General features: G+C 65.9%; 3 protein-coding genes and 3 pseudogenes. 2 read left to right on the top strand and 4 right to left on the bottom strand.

Features of this window, described 5'->3' with window-relative positions; all coding sequences use genetic code 11:
- Positions 1 to 74: 74 nt before the first annotated feature.
- Together IF78_RS47280 and IF78_RS50265 are read right to left on the bottom strand one after the other, a co-directional pair.
- Complete coding sequence (locus tag IF78_RS47280) at positions 75 to 236, bottom strand: DUF397 domain-containing protein (RefSeq protein WP_425314650.1); 162 nt, start codon at positions 234 to 236, stop codon at positions 75 to 77.
- Positions 237 to 814: 578 nt separating this feature from the next.
- Positions 815 to 1,156: pseudogene (locus IF78_RS50265) on the bottom strand (glycosyltransferase family protein); the annotation flags it as partial.
- A 40-nt stretch (positions 1,157 to 1,196) separates the two neighbouring features.
- Here IF78_RS50265 and IF78_RS44610 point away from each other — a divergent pair.
- Positions 1,197 to 1,965, top strand: a pseudogene (locus IF78_RS44610) (transposase family protein).
- A gap of 66 nt (positions 1,966 to 2,031) precedes the next feature.
- Positions 2,032 to 2,315, top strand: a pseudogene (locus IF78_RS51075) (IS5-like element IS4811 family transposase); the annotation flags it as partial.
- Here the strand turns inward: IF78_RS51075 and IF78_RS51115 are convergent.
- Complete coding sequence (locus IF78_RS51115; RefSeq protein ID WP_483316153.1) at positions 2,286 to 3,359, bottom strand: tetratricopeptide repeat protein; 1,074 nt, start codon at positions 3,357 to 3,359, stop codon at positions 2,286 to 2,288. The pseudogene IF78_RS51075 and the gene IF78_RS51115 overlap by 30 nt on opposite strands.
- A gap of 1,745 nt (positions 3,360 to 5,104) precedes the next feature.
- On the bottom strand, positions 5,105 to 5,542 hold the full coding sequence (locus tag IF78_RS47270; protein WP_078662823.1) for a hypothetical protein: 438 nt from the start codon (positions 5,540 to 5,542) through the stop codon (positions 5,105 to 5,107).
- Positions 5,543 to 5,795: the final 253 nt, after the last annotated feature.

Here is a 5,795-nt window from a genome sequence, read left to right as displayed (position 1 = left end):
CCGCTACGAGCGCAAAGCCGAGCACTTCCTGGCCTTCACCAGCATCGCCTGCACCCTCATCTGCTACCGCCGACTCACCAAATGAGATGACGTCTAAGAAACGCCCGCACTTCCGAACACGTGAACACCAGCGCTGGCCCGCCAGGAAAGCGTGAATTGCGCATGGCGACTTCATTTTCACCAAGTCGCGCAACCTCGACACAGTCGGCATACGCGTCACTCGCCGACGCCTTCACCCAGTTCGCCCCGACGATGCTGTCCGCCGCCACTCCATTGACGTAACCGCCCACTGAGCACCTTCCCTTCACCACTGACCAGCGCCGACGCAGCGGCCACCAGCCCCTCGCACCCGACACGCAACACCGCCACTGACCGATCGCAGCCACCCCTGCAATTGCACCAGCCGACGGAAGTGATCGAGATATTAGCGGCGCCACGGCGCCCGCACCGTCCCTCGAAAGGGCGTACTCATGAAAAGAGAATGCAGCCGTACGATTTTCTGCTGATCACACTGCGAAGATCAACAACGCATGCGAGGTTGGCTGAAGTCTCCCCGTGGCGAATGGCGGAATGTTCGAGTATCCGTTCCCATCCGGGGCTGGTCCGGACCTCCTGGCAGGCGAACGACCATCAGGGCAGGCAAGAAACGGGTCCCGCGGGACCTGAGCACAACCCCACGGTAGGTCCCGGCGCGGGCGAGGGCGGCAGCACGGGCATGCCGTGAAAGTGGCATGAACGGGAAGCAGGCCGAAGGACGCCTCCCCTGACGTTGCCGGGACGAGAGATGACCCTCACGATCGGGGAAGTTGGGCCGAGGGTTCCCGCACGCCCGGGCGGGGGTCCCGTCCCGCATGATCGACAACCAGAGCGCGTAATCCTGCCTCTTCGGCATGTCCGGCATCAGCTTCACCCCGACCACCCTGCGGTCGTACATGGCGGTCAGGACGCCGATGTGGTCCTGGACCAGCATCGCGCTGTAGTCCACGCGCTCCGGCGCCCACACCACGCGCCCGTTCGGGACGAAGTCCGCGGCCTCGCCCAAGTACAGGGCATCGACCTTGTAGTAGGAGGTGAACGTGAGGGGCGTCCCGGCCTCCGCGGCGAAGGCGAGCTGCTTCTCCAGCTTCGTGGGGAGCCACATGTCGTCGCTGTCTAAAGGGTGTTGCACAAGGCTCTGAACTGGGCATCTCCCGTGTATGGCCGGGGTTTTACGTGCTGAGCGGGTGTGGGTGGAGACGTTCACGGGGCTGCGGATGACACAGTTCTGGGTCTGTTGAAGGTGGTGCGGGAGCGGGGTGGCAACGGCACGCTGCGGGGCCGGCCGTGGTCGTTGCCGTTGGCCGAGCGGGTACTGATCGTGGCCGTGTACTACCGGACGAACCTGACGATGCGGCAGCTGGGTCCGTTGTTCGGTGTCTCTTCCTCCACCGTGTGCCGGGTCATCCAGCGGCTGGGACAGCTGCTGGCGCTCGAGCCCGCCTCCCGTCCGGAGATGCGGCGGAGAGGTTGTGGATCGTGGACGGCACCCTGGTCCCGGTCCGCGACCGGCAGGTCGGCTCGTCGTCACGCAACTACCGGTTCTCGGCGAACGTACAGGTCATCGTCGATGCCGACACCCGCCTGGTGATCGCTGCCGCCCGCCCGGTGCCGGGCACCACCGCGGACGCGCATGCCTGGCGGGCCTCCGGGCTGAGCGAGTACTGCCAGGGCGTGACCGTTCTGGGCGACGGCGCCTACCTCAACTGCGGGATGGTCGTGCCGCACCGCAAACGCCCCCACCGGCCCCTGCTGCCGGGCGAGGAGGACGACAACGCCGCCCACCGCAAGGTGCGTGCGCGGGTGGAGCATGTGATCGGCCGGATGAAGAACTACAAGATCCTCCGCGACTGCCGGCAACGCGGCGACGGCCTCCACCACGCTGTCCAGGCTGTCGCCCACATGCACAACCTCGCCCTCGCATCATGACCAGAAGACTGCGATCACAGGCCCTGACCTGCCCAAACACAGCCTTCTGCAACACCCTTTAGACACCTGATGTACCCCGAACTGACCGTAGTCTGGCCAGATTCCGCCTACGCCGGCCAGCTCGTCGACATGGGCGAAGGACTTCCTTCACCTCACCGTTCGCACCGTGTCCTGGCCCAAGGACGCGACCGGATTCGTCGTCCTCCCGCAGCGCTGGGTGGTGGAGCGGAGCCTGGGGTGGATCATGCACGCCCGCCGCTTGGTTCGCGACTACGAACGACTTCCGCAGCACAGCGAGGCCCTGACCACCTGGGCGGCCATCACCCTGGTGGCCCGTCGTCTGACCCAGCCGCCGCGCCAGGCCGTCGAGACCGTCCCCACGAGCGGTAATACGTGTCCAGCCATGCCATCCCTGCCGCGATCTGTGACGGTCTCAGCCCCGTCTCATGCTCCAGCGTCGACGGACTGAGCTTCTCTTCCTCATGCGCCATCGTCGCGCGGGCGATCTCGTACACGGACTGTTGGGCAAGCTCACCGAGCAGAGTGGCAGTGAATTCCACGGAGGCTTGGAGGACTTCGCCGTGCTCAGCGGGGTCGTTCCGGGCAAGGGCACTAGCGATCTCGTCAGCCTTCGTGGACGCCTCCACCGCTGCGGGCAATTGGGCGCTGTCCTGCGACAGAACCCAGGCAAGCTGGTGCCATGCCAGGGCAAGGCCTGTTTGGTGAGCGTGCGGATCCCTTTCAGCCAGCCGGTTGAGGGTGGCCAGTGCATCTCGGGCGGCGGTCTGGGCCTCATCGCGGCGCCCCAGGTGCACGAGTGGAATGCAGCGACGCATCAGGAGGTTGGCCAGTTCCGGTCCTGCTTCGTCAGGTGTGCTCTCGGCCGCGCGGCGGGTGAGAGCGATTGCTTCGGCGATCGCGTCCGCGGCCTGCTCATAGTGCCCCTCTTGGGCTGCCGAGGTAGATCCGAGGTCCCCGTCCTCCTCGCCGCGTTCTTCCAGATTGATCAGCGTGTCCCCGAGAGCCTTGAGAGCTTTGACTGCGTAACTGTCGTTTCCTGTCTTCGTGAAGAGGTCGGCGCTTTGTCGGAAGTGGAGGCTTGCCTGGTGGAGCTGTTCGTCCTCCGAAAAGAGTTCCCCCATGAGGATCAAGGCTCTCGCTGCATTGTCAGTTTCCCAGGGGCCGCCGACTTCGAGCGCACACGCAATGCATTCTTGGCAGGAGCTGATGGCTTCGGCGCGCCGTCCGGCACCCCTCTGTGCGGCGGCAAGGTTCAGCAGGGCGAGAGACTTTACGCTCCTGCTGGTCTGAGACAGTACTTCCAGACTCTTCCGCAAGACGTCGATGGCCTCGTTGTATTTCTCATGCTCTATGAGGTGCGAGCCGTAATCCATGAGCGCTACCGCTGCGATGTGCCGGCTAGGGCCTCGTTGCAGCAGAGGGACGGCTTGCTCGGACATCCGGAGCGCTTCCTCGTCGTGTCCGGCGTCGCTGAGGGCTGAGGCGAGGGCGCGTAGTGCCATGCCTTCGCCTGGTTGGTCACCCAGGCCGCGGAATATCTCCGCCGCCTTGCGGGCCTCAGCGACGGCGTCGCCGTAGGCTTTCAGCGCGCGCAGTGCGTCGCTGAGCGACACGCCGGCTCGGGCCGCTCCGCGCTGATCGCCCAGGACGTTTGCAGCCCGGACGGCAAGTTCGGCGCTGGCACGCCACTCTTCGGGGTAGCGGTGCAGGGAGAAGTAGTTCTCCAAGGCCACGGGTAAGTCCCGGGCGATGTCGTTATGTCCCGTGGATTTTGCCAGAGCCCCCAGGGCGAACAGACTGTCCCGTTCTGTGTCGAGCCATGCGATTGCCTGGGTTCGATCGGGGAAGCCGTGGGGCGCTGGTTCCGACACATAGACTATGTATTCGTCGGCCCTCGTTGCGCGTTCGAGGTAGTACAGGAGAAGCCGCCGCACGTCATCTTGCGTCGTGGGGTGCACGGCTGCCCGTTCGCCGGCATACACCCGGACCAGGTCATGCAGGCCCCAGCGCCCCCAGACAGCTCCGGGTTCGACCAAATGGGCTCGGTGGAGCTCCAGGAAGAGTTGCTCGGTGTGCCACTCGTCCGCAGCGGCCACGTGCGCGGCCGTAGCGGTGGACAGTTCGGGGCCGGGATTGAGCGCGACCAGCCGGAACATCCTGGCCTGGGATTCGCTCAGTTGCCGGTACGACAAATCCAAAGCAGCCCGCACGGCGCGGTTCTCGCGCGTGAGCGCGTCCAGCCGGTGCTGAACGTCGGACAGAGCCTGTGCGAGGGAAGCGAGCGGACGGCTGGGAGCCTCGGCGAGAAGGGCAGCGGAGATGCGCAGGCCAAGGGGCAGGCCCGCGCAGAGCCGAGCGATCGTCGAAGCGTCTTCGAGGGCGTCGGTCACGCGGGTGTCGGCAGCGCCGCGGGCCTCGAAGAGGGCCTTGCGCAGCAGCTCAACGGAAGCGTGCTCGTCGAGGATGTCGAGGTCGTGGAGGCGAGCCCCCACGTCGAGGGTGTGGCGGGAGGTGAGCAGAGCCGCGGTGGTGCCATCGGCGGGCAGCAGAGGATCGACCTGCTCGGTGCTGGAGACGTTGTCGATGACGACTAGGACGCGCTGCTTCTGCCTGGCGAATTCCGCCAGCACGCTGCGGTAGAGGCGCGAGCGGTCCTGCAGTTCCGCGGGAATGTGCTTCTCCGGTATGCCCAGGGCCTGTAGTAGGCCGTGCAGGGCCTGCGCGGGGGACAGACGGCGTTCGGTGTCGTAGCCGAACATGTCGACGAACAGCGCCCCGCCGGGAAACCAGCCCGGCTTCTTCAACGCCAGGGTGGCGGTCTGTACGACGAGTTCGGTCTTGCCGACCCCAGCCAGGCCCGCCACCGACGCCACCAGCACCGGTTCCTGCCGCCGTGGACAGGGAGCCAGCCCTTGCAGCAGTTCCTCCACGTGGGTGTCGCGGCCGATGAAGGTGGGCGAAGTCGGGGGCAGACCGTACATCGCTGAGGTGACCGGAGCAGGCAGTTGCAGACTGATATTCCGCCCCTGGATCACCCAGCCGAAGTACACACCATCGTCGATCCGGTTCGACGTGTCCCGGCCCGCGCCCGCTTCCTTGGCGTCGTCAGCCATGCCGGTCAGTCCTTCGCTGGCGGCGAGCTGGGGGTGATCGGGGGCGGAGTGGTAAAGGAGACTCCGGAGAAGTCCCGGCCCTGCACAGCCGGTCCATGAAAGGTGCCGCCGCTGATCTCGTTGTGCACCTCGCCATCACCGGTACGCACCAGCTTCGCCTGCTCATGCCATCGCTGCAGTCCTACCTGGAAATCCGCGTCCACGGCAGCCCGCACCGCCAGCGCGGTACTCAGCGCCTGAGCACGGGCCGGATCCGCCGGCGCATGCTCCAGCCTGACCAGCTCCGCCTCCCCCGAACTCACCGCTGAGCCGCCCGCAGTTTCCTGGCCGTGCTGGAACGGACGGCGCAGCAGTGCGCTCAGCCCTGCCCATGCCTGCCGCCCGACCTCGCCACCAGCGCCGCCAGCCAAAGCCGCCAGCAATCCCACGGAAACCGGATCCACCCCGCACCCCCCGCATCTATGCGTTCACTGACGGTAGACACGCTATGAGAAACGGCGGTTCCCTCAAAGACTGTCAGAGCGTCTTGGTACCCCGTCATGCAATCCCCGCGGAGGTTCGCAAACAGGCACTGAGAGGGCGTTTACATCGCAATTGCATGCATTTCGCCTGGTATGCGGATCGGCTTCGGGAGTGCTGGTGATGCTTGAGGGGCTGACGATGCAGAAGAGGCGATGAGGCGGGCGTCTCGTCTGC

This window comes from Streptomyces bicolor (genome assembly GCF_000719285.1).
GTDB classification, from domain to species: Bacteria; Actinomycetota; Actinomycetes; order Streptomycetales; family Streptomycetaceae; genus Streptomyces; species Streptomyces bicolor.
The sequence above is the reverse complement of the archived record's forward strand: the minus strand, read 5'-3'. Positions and strand labels throughout refer to the sequence as shown.